Consider the following 13,406-nt stretch of genomic DNA (forward strand, 5'->3'; position numbering starts at 1 on the left):
AGAAAGAGGTGTCGAAGCCTTGAAAAAAGTAGCCTTCCAGACTTTGGGATGTAAAGTCAATCACTACGAGACCGAGGCCATTTGGCAATTATTTAAAGAGCAAGAATATGACCGCATCGATTTTGAACAACAGGCAGATGTATATGTAATTAACACATGTACTGTAACGAATACAGGTGATAAAAAATCGCGCCAAGTTATTCGCCGTGCTATACGTCGTAATCCTGATGCAGTTATTTGTGTAACGGGCTGTTATGCTCAAACATCACCAGCAGAAATTATGGCGATTCCTGGTGTTGATATCGTTGTCGGTACACAAGACCGCCACAAAATGCTTGGGTTAATTGAACAATATCGTGAAGAGCGTGAGCCGATTAACGCAGTGCGCAATATTATGAAAAATCGTGTGTATGAAGAATTAGATGTTCCAGCATTTACAGACCGCACACGCGCCTCGTTAAAAATTCAAGAGGGCTGTAATAACTTCTGTACGTTCTGTATTATTCCATGGGCGCGTGGCTTAATGCGCTCACGTGATCCACATGAAGTTATTCGCCAAGCGCAGCAATTAGTTGATGCGGGCTATTTGGAAATCGTCTTAACAGGTATCCATACTGGTGGTTATGGACAAGACTTTAAAGATTACAATTTAGCACAACTATTGCGCGATTTAGAGTCACAAGTAAAAGGCTTAAAGCGTCTACGTATTTCTTCTATTGAAGCATCGCAATTAACAGATGAGGTAATCGAGGTGTTACGTAATTCAAATATTGTCGTAAATCATCTTCATATCCCGATTCAATCGGGCTCAGATACTGTCTTAAAGCGTATGCGTCGTAAGTATACGATGGAATTTTTCGCGGAGCGTATTACAAAATTAGCAGAAGCATTACCAAATTTAGCAGTAACATCTGACGTTATCGTGGGCTTCCCAGGTGAAACAGAGGAAGAGTTTATGGAAACGTACAATTTTATTCGCGACCATAAGTTTTCTGAGCTACACGTATTCCCGTACTCTAAACGTACAGGCACTCCAGCAGCACGCATGGAGGATCAAGTAGATGAAGAAATTAAAAATGAGCGTGTTCACCGTTTAATTCAATTAAACGATCAACTGGCAAAAGAATATGCATCACGTTTCGAAGATGAAGTGATGGAGATTATTCCAGAAGAGCGCTTCAAAGAAACAAACAATGAAAATTTATATGTCGGTTACACAGACAATTATTTAAAAGTTGTTTTTGAAGGTACGGAAGATATGATAGGAAAGCTTGTTAAAGTAAAAATTACAAAAGCGGGCTACCCATACAACGAAGGGCAATTTGTCCGCGTGTTAGAAGAACAAATGCAATAATCAGGAGCACGGCCTACATCATGTAGGACGTGCTTTTTGTGTGCTGATAGTATGTAAAGAAAGCCGCTGATATAATTAAAAAGTTGCTGATATATCCCAAAAGTCGCCGATAAAACCAAGAAATTCGCTGATATATTTCGAAAGTCGCCGATAAAATCAAGAAAGCCGCTGATATATTTCGAAAGTCGCCGATAAAACCAAAAAAGCCGCTGATATATTCCGTAATCAGCCCTAAATATACGCAGGTTTTTTTCTTGCATGTCGCGGCTTGCCTTCTTCTCGAACATACGCTAAAGTTAGAAAGCATCAAATTTAAAGGAGGAACTTCCATGGAGCAAACGTATATTGAAATTGTCAATGCACGAGAAAACAATTTGAAAAATGTGAGCCTACAAATTCCGAAAGGGAAAATTACTGTTTTTACAGGGGTTTCTGGTTCAGGGAAATCATCAATTGTCTTTGATACAATTGCCCAAGAGGCTGGTCGTCAATTGAATGAAACTTATAGTAGCTTTGTGCGAACATTTTTACCGAGATATCGTCGACCAGAAGCGGATGCGATTCATAATTTATCGACAGCAATTGTTGTGGATCAAAAGCGCTTTGGCGGTAATGCACGTTCGACATTAGGTACGGCTACAGATATTAATTCGCTGTTGAGATTGTTATTTTCACGCTTTGCTACGCCAAGTATCGGCTATGGAAATGCTTATTCCTTTAATGATCCGAGCGGAATGTGTTTGCAATGTGAAGGCATTGGAAAAATTATTACTTTGAATATCGATACAACATTAGATAAAGAAAAATCGTTAAATGAAGGAGCTATTTTGCTGCCAGGCTTTGGACCAGGAACGTGGCAATGGAAGGCATATGCTGAATCGGGCTTTTTTGATAATGATAAAAAAATTAAAGATTATACAAAAGAAGAATTACACCAATTAATGTATGCGGAGCCGCAAAAAGTTGTCGTGACGTATCAAAACAGCGAAATGAATGCGACATATGAAGGTATTGCTGTGAAATTTATGCGTCAAAATGTCAAGACAGACAAGGATACGACAAAAGCGGCTGCAAGTAAGCTAGAGCAATTTACGACGATGCGTAGCTGCCCTACTTGTGATGGTAAGCGCTATAACGAAAAAGTGCTTTCTTCAAAAATTTTAGGTTGCTCCATTTATGATATGACCGCGATGCAGCTAGATGAGTTAACGGCTACTTTGCAAGAAATTGAAGAGCCCTTAGCGAAAGAATTAGTAGAGGGTATTACAGAAAGATTGCAAAGTTTATGTGATATTGGTCTTGGCTATATGACGCTAACGCGAGAAATGCCGACTCTATCAGGCGGTGAGTCACAGCGTGTCAAAATGGTTAAATATTTATCCAGCAACTTAACTGGTTTAATTTATATATTTGATGAACCGAGCACAGGTTTGCATCCTCATGATGTTTATCGTTTAAATGATTTGCTTGTTAAATTGCGAGATAAAGGCAATACAGTTTTAGTAGTAGAGCATGACCCTGACGTGATTCAAATTGCCGACCATGTTATTGATGTTGGTCCTGCCGCTGGTTCGCATGGTGGGCAAATTATGTTCAGTGGCAGCTATGAGGAACTTTTAAAATCCGAAACATTAACGGGACAGTATTTAAAAACGAAAGCAACAATAAAGGCAGACCCACGTCCAGTATCAGAGTTTTTAGAAAGCGAAAAAAGCACATTACACAATTTAAAAAATGTCAGCTTGCGCGTGCCGATAGGTGTATTAACTGCTGTGACAGGGGTAGCTGGTTCAGGAAAAAGTACGCTAGTGCATGAAGTATTTGCTAAAAAGTATCCTGAAGCTATCCGCATTGATCAAAGCCCTGTACATGCTAATAGTCGCTCCAATCCAGTTACTTACACAGGTGTTATGAATTCAATTCGTAAAGCCTTTTCGGATGCAACAGGCGCTGAGGCAGGTTTATTTAGCTATAATTCAACAGGTGGCTGCGAAAGCTGTGGTGGTACAGGAACGCTTGAATTAAATTTATCGTTTATGGATAAAGCTGAAGTAATTTGCTCCGAATGTAATGGTACTCGCTACAAGCAAGAAGTACTGCAATATACGTATAAAGACAAAAATATTGTTGATGTAATGGATATGACAGTGGCAGAAGCAGTGGAATTTTTCGAGGCCAAAGATATTAAGCGTAAATTAACAAGTTTAAATACAGTTGGTTTATCTTATTTAACTTTGGGACAACCATTAAACACGTTATCTGGTGGGGAATGTCAACGCTTGAAGCTGGCAAAGGAAATGTCTACAAAGGGCAATCTATACATTTTAGATGAGCCAACAACAGGCTTACATATGTCAGATGTAGCAACGATTTTAGATATTATGAACAAACTTGTAGACAAAGGCAATACAGTGATTGTTATTGAACATAATTTGGATGTCATTCGCCAAAGCGACTGGATAATTGATATAGGTCCAGAAGGTGGAATCGGGGGTGGAGAAATTTTATACGAAGGGCCACCAGAAGGTATTGCAAATTGCGAACGTTCAATTACGGCAAAGCATTTAACTGAAGAGATTAAATAAAGATAGAAAAGTGAGGAAGAAATCCTCACTTTTTTATATAAAATTGCTCTTTTATGTGCAAACTATGATATAGTTGTACGTACAACATATATTTTAAAGGAGCTATCATGATGACTCAAAATTATGCAAAAATGATTGACCATACTTTATTAAAGGCAGATGCTACGCGTGAGCAAATTGCAACGATTTGTGCAGAAGCAAAGCAATATGATTTTGCTTCAGTTTGTGTAAATCCAACATGGGTTAAGTATAGTGCAGAGCTTTTAGCAGGAACGGATGTAAAAGTATGTACAGTAATTGGCTTTCCATTAGGTGCAACAACTTCAGCAGTAAAAGCTTTTGAAACGAAGGATGCAATTGCCAACGGTGCTGGTGAAATTGATATGGTGATTAATATTGGTGCACTGAAAAATGGCGAATATGAGCTTGTGCGCGATGATATTAAAGCGGTTGTAGAGGCTGCGAACGGCACGCTTGTTAAAGTGATTATTGAAACATGCCTACTAACAGACGAAGAGAAAGTGAAAGCTTGCCAATTGTCTGTTGAAGCAGGTGCGGATTTTGTAAAAACATCAACAGGCTTTAGCACAGGTGGCGCAACGGCTGAAGATATCGCATTAATGCGCAAAACGGTTGGACCAGATTTAGGTGTAAAAGCTTCTGGAGGCGTTCGTAGCTTAGAAGATATGAAACAAATGATTGAGTACGGAGCAACTCGTATTGGGGCGAGTTCTGGTGTAGCAATTATGAATGGCTTATCTTCTAATTCTAATTACTAAATATAATAGTTTTTGTTGACTGGCTGCTAATGTTGCGTTATAATTTTTTAGTACACACCGATTAAATATTGGTGTTGTATTGACGTGTGTTCGGAGGGAGGGAAAGAGAGATGTCAAAAACTGTCGTTCGAAAAAACGAATCGCTTGAAGATGCTCTTCGCCGCTTCAAACGTACTGTATCAAAAAGTGGTACAATTCAAGAAGTTAGAAAGCGCGAGTTCTACGAAAAACCTAGCGTAAAACGTAAAAAGAAATCAGAAGCTGCACGTAAACGTAAGTGGTAATTTTTTTCCTAAAATCCCTACGTTCAAAACACGCAATTTTATGATTCACTGAGCAGACAACAATGATACGCCCCAATTTTTACATTGTAAAAATTGGGGCGTTTTGCCTTTTTTGAGCCTAAAATCACGCTTTTATGTAAAAAAACGTCTACTATATCAAGATAAAAAAATATATTTTATAGTTGTTTAATTCTATAATATTCTTGAAAATACATAATTTTTGTTCGGGAAAAATTAAATTATTATTGAAAAATGTATAGTATTATGGTTATAATAATGACAAAAATTCAGCACAATTTTGTGTATTTTGTAACAGGGGGTTTTTGGCCTGTCAAAACTAGAAAAGCTTTGCAGAAAATATACAAACCTACCAAAGGCAGATATTGCAAAGCTCCAGCAAATAGAAACTACACTGGCATATTATGCTGAATTGGCAGAATGCTATATGTTTATTGATTGTATGGTTGAGAAACAATCTCATGCTATCGTAGTAGCAGAAGCATTTCCTAAAAAACAAAATAATTTATATGAGCAATCCGTAATTGGCAAAATTGTTTTTGAAAGCTTCGAACCAGCCGTATTTTCTGCTTTTAGAAAAGGGAAAAAGGCGTCTGTTTCAAGAGCAATTACACAGGAAGGGATTACGGTAGAGCAAAACGTTATACCTATTTTTAATGATAATGAGCAAGTGATTGCAGTATTGATTAAGGAAAAGCGGATGGAAGCGAAAGAGCAGAACAATGAAGTGGTTCAACAAATGCCATTTGCATTGATTGAGCATATTGTAAAGCCTGATTTCCAACCAGTTCCTGTCGTTTCTGATTTGCTAGTAGAGTCTATTATTTTAACGAATCATGAAAATAAAGTGATTTATACAAACCCTGCTGGTTATCGTTTTATATCAGAATTATCAGGGCGTGATTCTTTTGACAATATTGCATTAAATGAGGTTTTCCCATTTTTACAGGAAGTCTATGATAAAGACGACGATGTCTTTTTCTTAGAAATTACGATTGATGGGAAATCATTTATAGTTAAAAAAATTCCGATTCGCAATCAAAGTGAAAAGGTGACATTGCTTATCATTCACGATTTAACAGAGCTTAAATTGAAAGAAAATGAGCTACTGATGAAAACCTTCGCTATTCGAGAAATTCATCATCGTGTGAAAAACAATTTGCAAACGGTAACAAGCTTACTTCGTCTGCAAATGCGAAATGCTATATCAGCTTCGCACACGGCAGCCTTTCAAGAAGCATTAAATCGAATCTATAGCATTTCCTCGGTATATGAGCTTATACTAGAAAATGAGGATAACGCAGAAGAAAAGGTAGATGTTATCGCACTAGCAAAAAAAATTGGTGACAAAATGATTGATACAGCAAATACAGCTAATGTTCAATTAAAGGTTCATCATAATAATTTACAGCTGTTTTGTCATTCTAAAAAAGCAGTATCGCTTGCACTCATTATTTGTGAATTATTGCAGAACGCATTGAAATATGCTTTTATAGGTCGTCAAGAAGGTTTAATTAATATTCAATTTTACCAAAATGATTCGGTCATTTCGCTCCATATTTCCGACAACGGCGTTGGAATGCATGAAGCGAAGCCATCATTAGGTATGGAGATTGTTACGCGGCTAGTTGAATACGACCTAGCGGGTACTTTTACGATTATCCCTAGCGATAGAGGTACACATACTCAAGTTCAGTTCCCTGTATGTGAGGAGGTATTTGTTCTAAATGACTAGGAAAGTAATGATTGTTGAAGATGAATCGCTTATTGCAATTGATTTGCAGTTTATTTTAGAAGATAATGGCTACGAAGTTGTAGCGCATGCTAAAAATGGAGAAACCGCTATTGAATTAGCATATCTCCATAAGCCGCAGTTAATATTAATGGATATTAAAATGCCTAAACTAGACGGTTTAAAAGCTAGTAAAATTATTGAGCAGCAGTTTGGTATACCTATTCTTTTTATCTCGGCTTATAGCGAAAAAGAGTTGTTATCATACATGAAGCAGGATAATGTACTTGGCTATGTAATGAAGCCTTTCTCAGAGAAAAATGTACTACCAGCGTTGGAAGTCGCTTTTCATCAAATTGAGAAATTTGACCGTTTAAATGGCAAACTGCAACAAGTCCAAAATCAAATGGAAAAACGTAAAGTCATTGAGCGAGCAAAGGGGTTGCTCATGCAGCTAGAAAATATTAGCGAAGAAGAGGCTTACAAAAAAATTAGAGATGAGAGCATGCGGACGCAGCAGGAAATGGTGCATATCGCACAGCAAATTATCGGGTACCCAACAAGTAAATAGCTAAGCAAAGGCGCTTAAAGAAAAGTATTTTCTTTAATGCGCCTTTTTTATATAGATAAAATAATAAAGGGGTGTATAAGTCTATGGAAATGATAGGAACGGTTATCGTTTATATTATTATGATTTGTGCAGTTTTAGGAGCAATCGGTGCAATCCGAGATGCTGAGTATGGGATAGGGAAAGAGTTCATGAATGGTATACATACAGTAGGTCATATTTTCGTGCCTGCAGCAGGTATTATGGCATCCATTCCATATTTAACTTGGTTTATTAGTAATTTTATTAGCCCGATATTTGAAATGATTGGTGCGGACCCAGCAATTGCTGCAACGACAATCTTAGCCTCTGATATGGGTGGTTATCAGTTAGCAAATGCATTAAAAACATCATATGAAGGTTGGGTAATGGCATTAGTTGTCGGCTTTATGTCAGGAGCAACAATCGTGTTCTCTATTCCAATGGGACTTGCCATGTTAGACAAACGCGATCATAAATATATGGCATTAGGTATCATGGCTGGGGTTTTAACAATTCCGATTGGTGCATTTATTTCTTCAATTATGATTGTGACATTTAATACGGAAGTTCGTGAAGTTATTAGTACGACAGAGGCGCCTGCATATGTCTTTGCAATTTCTGTTTTACAAATTTTAATTAATCTATTACCGCTATTTATTTTTGTTATTTTAATTGCGTTAGGCTTAAAGCTTGTACCGAATGCGATGATTACAGGATTTATGTTATTCGGACGCATCATGGATGCAGGTATTAAATTAGTTCTTGTATTCTCAATTGTCGAAATTTTCACGGGTCTTTTCTCAACAATTTTTGGCGCATGGGGCTTTGACCCAATTATGGCGGATGAAGCTGACCAATTCCGAGCATTAGAAACAGCTGGTTATATCGGTATTATGTTAGCCGGTGCCTTCCCGATGGTATATTTGATTCGTAAGTATGCAGCAAAGCCTCTAGAGTTGGTTGGTGGGAAATTAGGTTTATCATCAGCAGGAAGCGCAGGTCTTTTAGCGACAGTAGCCAATATTTTAGCGATGTTTACACTTGTGCGTGATATGCCACCAAAAGATAAAGTAATCAATATCGCATTTGGCGTTTGTGCAGCCTTCTTATTAGGTGACCATTTATCGTTTACGGCGAACTTCCAACCGACAATTATTTTACCAGTAATCGTTGGTAAGCTATTAGCTGGTATTATCGCTATTTTCCTAGCATACAAACTATCAGTACCAACTGCTTTAAGATTAGAGCAGGAAGACCGTAAAGCTGGTATCATTAAAGAAAAAGAATACTTATCTTAATTTGATAGTTTCCCTAACTCTTGGTTGGGAAATTAAACTCACATAAAATCAGGTAGTTATCATGCTTAAGCCGTGATTGACTAAATGTAAAAATAGTTAGGAGTGAATGGTGTGAGCGAGGAGAAAAAACGATTTATACAGGAATTTGTTCCTGGAAAACAGTTAACATTAAGTCATTTAATTGCGAACCCAGATCCTGATATGTTTCAAAAACTGGGCATACAGGAAGCTGGAGCTTTGGGGATTATGACTTGTACACCAAGTGAAACAGTTATTATTGCAGGAGATTTGGCAACGAAATCTGCGAATGTACGTCTAGGTTTCCTAGATCGTTTTACAGGTAGTCTTGTCATTGTTGGAAGCGTGTCAGAAGTTGAAATGGCGATGATTGAAATCAATCGATTTTTATCTGAAAAATTAGGCTACACACCATCACAAATAACGAAATCATAGGAGTGCCAATATGAAAAATCGCGTAATGATCATAGGTGGCGTTCAGGCTGGAAAATCGACGTTGATGAATGCTTTATTAGGTAAGAACAGCTCAGCAAATAAAACACAAGCGCTCGTCTATGAGGATTGGATTGTAGATACGCCAGGGGAATATATTGAAAACCCGATGTATTACAGAAACATTATGGCAACATCGTTGGAAGTAACGCATGTCATCTATTTACAGGATGCGACATCTGCCAGAAGTGTATTTCCACCCCAATTTAGCTTAGGTATTCCTAAAATACAAATTGGTGTCATTACAAAAATTGACCATCCACAGGCTGATGTTGAACGAGCAGCAAGCTTATTAAAAAATGTGATGATGCGTGGGCCTATTGTGAAAACATCAGCGCTTGAAAAACGTGGGACGGAATTCATAGCACCGCTCATTGAATTAAACGATATAGCCGCAATTAAACAATTTGTTTTAGAAAGTGCAAGTCCTTATCTCGAATATTGCGAGCCATGAATGGAGGGAAGGGTGCATTGACAACTGAAGAAATTTTGAGTGCAGGAATCGATATTGGTACGAGTACAACAAAAATGGTTGTTAGCCGCTTCTTATTACGCAACGTAGCAGGCTTAACCCATGTACCACGTATTGAAATTATTGAGAAAAAATTAGTACATCAAAGTCCAATTATTAAAACACCCTTTAAAAGCAAAGATGTTATTGATATGGAAAAGATTGAGCAATTTATTTTTGAACAATATCAATTAGCAAATATTTTGCCAGAAAACATTTCTACTGGCGCAATTATTATTACAGGTGAATCTGCGACAAAGCACAATGCAAGCGAAGTAGTACATACTATTTCAAACAGCGCAGGGAATTTCCTAGTAGCTACTGCTGGACCTGATTTAGAAGGCATTATTGCTGCAAAGGGCTCTGGCACTGTCCAGCAATCAAAGCAAACGGGGAAAGTAATAGCCAATATCGATATTGGAGGAGGCACAGCAAATATTGCAGTCGTGCAATTTGGCGAAATAATAGGCACTTGTACGCTGCATATTGGTGGACGATTAATTGAGTTCCAAAACGGTGTCATCCACTCCATATCACCACCACTGGAACGCTTAATGCAACGCTGGGACAACCCTTTAAAAATTGGTGATGCGGCTAATGACCCACGCATTGCAAAATGTATAGAGGAAATGGTGACGCTGCTTGCGAATGTACTGAGCGGTCAATTACAGGATGAGTATCACCCATTACTATTAGGGCACTTGCCGAATTGGTTTAAGCAAGTAGACGCTGTCGTTTTCTCTGGTGGTGTAGCAGCTTGTATTTACGAGGACAACTGCTCAATGCGCCAATATGATGATATCGGTGAAAGGCTGGCGAAAGCACTGCAACAGCATGATGCGCTACAATCGTTTTTATGGATAAAACCAGAAGAAACTGCGCGAGCTACTGTTACAGGAGCCGGTACACAAACAACCGATATTAGCGGTGCAACAATTCAAGTAGACGCACAAGCTTTACCGTTGAAAAATGTTCCTGTTTTTCAATGCAATATGAATGCTTCAATGGCAGATGTTCATCGCATTGTTGCAAATGCAGTTGCACAGGCCAACACATTATTTTCAGTGCAAGAAAATCCTGTACCCTTTGCTCTGTATTTTAGTCAGCTACCATACTTAAGCTTTCAAGATGTACATGAGCTATGCCAAGTTATTTTGCAGCAGTTCACCTTGAATAGTAGAAGTAACATACCGATTATATTAATTATTCAATCGGATTATGCCAAGGTAATTGGGCAAACAATTCAATCCATCAACAATGAAATTCAAATTATTTGCATTGATCAAATTAAGGTAGAAACAGGTGATTATATCGACATAGGGGAAGTACTTCCGTCCGGAGTAGTACCCGTTGTTGTAAAAACACTTGCATTCCACTCACAGTAAAGGAGGATGAACGTGAATTTATCAGTTATATTGGGTGGAGAAAAATATAATTTTAAATCGCTTAAAGATGTCATGGCGAAAGCGAATGAAGAAAAATCAGGCGATCGCCTTGCAGGAATTGCTGCTGAAACAGTGCAGGAGCGCATTGCAGCAAAGGCTGTATTAAGCGAATTATTAGTAAAGGATATTCGCGAAAACCCACTTATTCCAGAAGATGATGAAGTATCTCGCATCATCGAGCAAGATGTCAACGAACAAATTTACGGAGAAATTAAAAATTGGAGTATCGAAGAACTACGTGAATACATTTTGTCAAATAGTACAGGTGACCGAGAGCTTAAGCGACTTAGCAAAGGTATGAACTCCGAAATTATCGCAGCTGTCACAAAGCTAATGTCAAATTTAGATCTTGTGCATGCAGCGAATAAAGTTGAAGTTTTATCAACATGTAATATTACAATCGGACAAAAAGGAACATTATCTTCACGACTACAGCCGAACCATCCAACCGATAATATTGATGGGATTATCGCTTCATTAAAAGAAGGCTTGTCTTATGGAATTGGTGATGCAGTTATCGGGATCAATCCAGTAGATGATTCAGTTGAAAGCGTGAAAAGGGTGTTACATGCAACTAAAAACTTTATTAATGAATGGAATATTCCAACGCAAAACTGTGTACTAGCACATATTACGACACAAATGAAGGCAATTCAGCAAGGTGCGCCAGCAGATATGATTTTCCAAAGTATCGCAGGAACTGAAATTGCGAACCGTTCATTCGGTATTTCGGCTGATTTAATCCGTGAAGCTGAAGAGTTAATTAAAAAACAGGGCACAGGCACTGGTCCAAATTTATTTTACTTTGAAACAGGGCAAGGCTCTGAGCTATCAGCGGAAGCGCATTACGGTGTTGACCAGCTAACGCTTGAATCACGTAACTACGGCTTTGCAAGACATTTTAATCCATACATCGTTAATACCGTTGTAGGATTTATCGGTCCAGAGTATTTATACAATAATAAGCAAGTAATTCGCGCTGGTCTTGAAGATCATTTTATGGGTAAAATGCACTGCCTTCCTATGGGGGTAGATATTTGCTATACGAACCATATTAAAGCGGATCAAAATGATATCGAAGATTTAGGTGTGCTGTTAACTGCTGCTGGCGTAAACTTCATTATCGCTGCTCCAATGGGAGACGATGTCATGCTGAATTATCAATCTATGAGCTATCATGATGTAGCGACATTGCTGCAAACTTTAGGAAAAACACCAGCACCAGCCTATTTAGCTTGGCTAGAAAAAATGGGCATTTATGAAAACGGTCGTCTTTCTTCGAGAGCAGGCGATTTATCGCTGTTTGAAAGGTAGGTGGATCACTTGAATGAAGAATTAGTAGCCAAAATTACGCAATTAGTTATGGAAAAAATGAATGGCAATACAGAGCCGCAACAAGTAGCTGAGGTGCAACAAAACAATAGCACATTGAAAATTCTTGAAACGCCAGAAACATCACCAACTGACGGATCCAACACTTTAATAAAGCTGTATAACAATGCTCCGTCAAGAGAGCCAATCAATTATGATGCGCCAGCTTATACAAATACTCAGGCAAAGCCCTTCCAATTTGAAGTGGATAGCCCTTCAGAAAGTGTACAAGCAGCACGTAAAAATACACCAGCAAGAATCGGTGTTGGCAGAGCTGGAACAAGACCTAAAACAAAAACATGGTTAAAATTCCGACTGGATCATGCAGCGGCAGTTGATGCTGTTTATGGTGAAGTATCTGAAGAGCTGTTACAAAAATTAAATGTTGCAACAGTAACTACTAGAGTAACAGATAAAGAAGAATATATAACACGACCAGATTTAGGGCGTCGATTATCAGATGAATCAAAGGAATTTATTCAAGCGAATTGTAAAAGCAATCCGCAAGTGCAAATTATTATTTCTAACGGCTTAAGCGCAAGCGCTATCGAAGAAAACATTATGGATGTTTATTTATCATTACAGCAAAGCTTAAGTAATCTGAATATCGAAATCGGTACAACGTTCTATATTGATAAAGGGCGTGTTGCACTAATGGACGAAATTGGTGAAATCCTACAGCCTGAAGTAATTGTTTACTTAATTGGAGAGCGCCCAGGGCTTGTTTCTGCTGAATCAATGAGTGCTTATTTATGCTACAAGCCACGAATTGGCACAGTAGAAGCAGAGCGTATGGTAATTTCTAATATCCATAAAGGCGGTATCCCACCATTAGAGGCAGGCGCTTATTTAGGAACAGTCGTACAAAGAATTTTACAACACAAGGCGAGCGGTGTTGCACTTGTGGAGAAAGAAAGCTAGGAGGGCAAT

Annotated in this window: 12 protein-coding genes; all 12 read left to right on the top strand. The window is 38.3% G+C overall.

The window, feature by feature from the left end; all coding sequences use genetic code 11:
- The first annotated feature begins 19 nt into the window (after positions 1 to 19).
- The 12 genes from mtaB (at position 20) to eutC (ending at position 13,397) form a co-directional block, all read left to right on the top strand.
- A complete protein-coding gene (gene mtaB / locus TY13_RS16180; RefSeq protein ID WP_042478193.1) occupies positions 20 to 1,354 on the top strand; it encodes a tRNA (N(6)-L-threonylcarbamoyladenosine(37)-C(2))-methylthiotransferase MtaB in 1,335 nt (444 codons plus the stop codon).
- A gap of 329 nt (positions 1,355 to 1,683) precedes the next feature.
- Positions 1,684 to 3,939: an ATP-binding cassette domain-containing protein gene (locus tag TY13_RS16185; protein WP_042478195.1), complete on the top strand. Its 2,256-nt coding sequence runs from the start codon at positions 1,684 to 1,686 to the stop codon at positions 3,937 to 3,939.
- 110 nt (positions 3,940 to 4,049) lie between these two features.
- Entirely contained in the window at positions 4,050 to 4,718 is a 669-nt protein-coding gene (deoC, locus tag TY13_RS16190) for a deoxyribose-phosphate aldolase (RefSeq protein WP_042478197.1), read from the top strand.
- A gap of 110 nt (positions 4,719 to 4,828) precedes the next feature.
- Complete coding sequence (gene rpsU / locus TY13_RS16195; protein WP_004227078.1) at positions 4,829 to 5,002, top strand: 30S ribosomal protein S21; 174 nt, start codon at positions 4,829 to 4,831, stop codon at positions 5,000 to 5,002.
- A 328-nt stretch (positions 5,003 to 5,330) separates the two neighbouring features.
- Positions 5,331 to 6,755, top strand: a complete 1,425-nt coding sequence (locus TY13_RS16200) for a sensor histidine kinase (RefSeq protein WP_042478199.1) — start codon at positions 5,331 to 5,333, stop codon at positions 6,753 to 6,755.
- Positions 6,748 to 7,323, top strand: a complete 576-nt coding sequence (locus TY13_RS16205) for an ANTAR domain-containing response regulator (protein WP_042478201.1) — start codon at positions 6,748 to 6,750, stop codon at positions 7,321 to 7,323. The genes TY13_RS16200 and TY13_RS16205 overlap by 8 nt, the downstream gene beginning before the upstream one ends.
- Positions 7,324 to 7,406: 83 nt before the next feature.
- Positions 7,407 to 8,639, top strand: a complete 1,233-nt coding sequence (eutH, locus tag TY13_RS16210; RefSeq protein WP_042478203.1) for an ethanolamine utilization protein EutH — start codon at positions 7,407 to 7,409, stop codon at positions 8,637 to 8,639.
- 111 nt (positions 8,640 to 8,750) lie between these two features.
- Positions 8,751 to 9,092 (top strand): ethanolamine utilization microcompartment protein EutS, encoded by a 342-nt coding sequence (gene eutS / locus TY13_RS16215; RefSeq protein ID WP_042478205.1) that lies wholly within the window; start codon positions 8,751 to 8,753, stop codon positions 9,090 to 9,092.
- Positions 9,093 to 9,102: 10 nt separating this feature from the next.
- A complete protein-coding gene (locus tag TY13_RS16220) occupies positions 9,103 to 9,603 on the top strand; it encodes a EutP/PduV family microcompartment system protein (protein WP_042478207.1) in 501 nt (166 codons plus the stop codon).
- Positions 9,604 to 9,620: 17 nt separating this feature from the next.
- Positions 9,621 to 11,045, top strand: a complete 1,425-nt coding sequence (locus TY13_RS16225; protein WP_081797027.1) for an ethanolamine ammonia-lyase reactivating factor EutA — start codon at positions 9,621 to 9,623, stop codon at positions 11,043 to 11,045.
- A 6-nt stretch (positions 11,046 to 11,051) separates the two neighbouring features.
- The gene (locus tag TY13_RS16230) at positions 11,052 to 12,419 is read left to right on the top strand and encodes an ethanolamine ammonia-lyase subunit EutB (RefSeq protein ID WP_042478211.1); all 1,368 of its coding nucleotides are present in this window, start codon (positions 11,052 to 11,054) and stop codon (positions 12,417 to 12,419) included.
- A 9-nt stretch (positions 12,420 to 12,428) separates the two neighbouring features.
- On the top strand, positions 12,429 to 13,397 hold the full coding sequence (gene eutC / locus TY13_RS16235; protein WP_042478213.1) for an ethanolamine ammonia-lyase subunit EutC: 969 nt from the start codon (positions 12,429 to 12,431) through the stop codon (positions 13,395 to 13,397).
- Positions 13,398 to 13,406: the final 9 nt, after the last annotated feature.

This window comes from Bacillus ndiopicus, from assembly GCF_000612805.1.
Classification (GTDB): domain Bacteria; phylum Bacillota; class Bacilli; order Bacillales_A; family Planococcaceae; genus Metasolibacillus; species Metasolibacillus ndiopicus.